Source organism: Polaromonas sp. P1_E1_2, from assembly GCF_056406035.1.
This window is the reverse complement of sequence record NZ_JBFUAZ010000829.1, coordinates 1-1,438: the sequence shown is the minus strand read 5'-3', so window position 1 is coordinate 1,438 and position 1,438 is coordinate 1. Positions and strand designations below refer to the sequence as shown.

General features: G+C 56.1%; 1 protein-coding gene. It reads right to left on the bottom strand.

What is annotated here, in order from left to right:
* Positions 1-1,051 (bottom strand): O-antigen ligase family protein (locus AC1D1P_RS23320; protein WP_477674633.1); only part of this gene is annotated, 1,051 nt, incomplete at its 3' end.
* Between the last annotated feature and the right edge of the window lie 387 nt (positions 1,052-1,438).

Here is a 1,438-nt window from a genome sequence, read left to right as displayed (position 1 = left end):
GAAATGGACCATACCAAAGCGGATATTCGAGCATGCTGTGGAGCAGAATCACAAGAAGGACTGTCCATGCGAGCTGACGCGTCGGTTGAGTCTCGCGCCATGGCGCACGCCGAAACACCCAGTATAGAAACGCGCCACAGGCAAACAGCGAAGCAGGTAACCCTAGCTCTACGGCAAGTTGCAAAGGCAAATTGTGGGCGTTGTCGAGTATTTGGCAGAACCGCGGACCCCTGTAGAGGGTAATGTAATGTGCGTAATCCAGCTCACCCCAGCCCCAGCCAAGCCAAGGCTTTTGGGCAATAAGGCTCAACACATTTGACCAGAGCGTCAAACGGCTAACGCAGAGTTCATCGCCAGCCAGAAACCGGGCTGCGGCACCATACAGCGACGGATCCAATCCAGCAAGCCATGGCAGGAGGAGTGTGCCGAGTGCATAGACAACGGCAGATACCCATAACAACCGGCGAGCAGAAGACAGACGTGATGCCCCCCAATACCACCACAATCCGGCGACAAAAATCAACTGCACCATACCCGTACGGGAGGAGGAAGCAGCATTACCCAGCGCGAGCACACAAGCACACGCCACGAATGCAAATGCCCGCCCACCGCCAGCCTTCACCGTCGAACGCTCAGAGTCCTTCACCGCACACCAGATCACCGCGGCCAAGGCAATGTTGATAAGGGTGGCAAATTGATTGCGCTGGCGCAGATTTGCGAAGGCCTCCCCCAAGCCCGCCTTGGCCACCCAGGGAGTGAGAGCATCCGCATGACCGGAATATTGCAACAACGCAAAAATACTGCTGATCGTTCCCGCCAAAATCCATGCCCAGGAAACCGGGGTGACCCAGTATCGGCCGAACGGGGCGCCGCTTGCCGCTTTGTCGATACTCGGCAAGATGGCTTGAAGAAGAATAAGGCCAACGACGGCGGCGAGACTTATCAATAACGGAACAACATTGGGCGATGGGCCGAAGGCGAATGGATTCAGCCAAGGCAACAGGACAAGCAAGGTGACCGGCACCGCCCAGGTATCAGCAGAAAATTTCATTCTTTGGATTGCATGTACACCGCACGGAGATATCAACAATAAACCGGTGCTTAGCGATGCAGCAAGTGTATGGGCTTACGGCTCGCGCAGCTCCGCCGACCGGCCAGCTGTAGAGAGGCGTCCACTCTATTTCCGGGTTAACGCTGTATTGTTACTGGCTGGCATACCGGGAAATGGGATTTTGGACAGTTCCGGCCATTTTTTTCTGGACAGTTCTGCCCACGCCTCCCTGGCCTCTACACACTTCCGCGGCTCATGCAAACTGCAGAGGAGACGCAGGGCTTGAACGGCATCGCTGTCTGCGCCATTCAGACCAGCCGCGGTGGCATAGCGAAAAAGAGCGGAAGAGTAAGGGTATCGCGTGGATACCAAACGCATCCAGTGAAG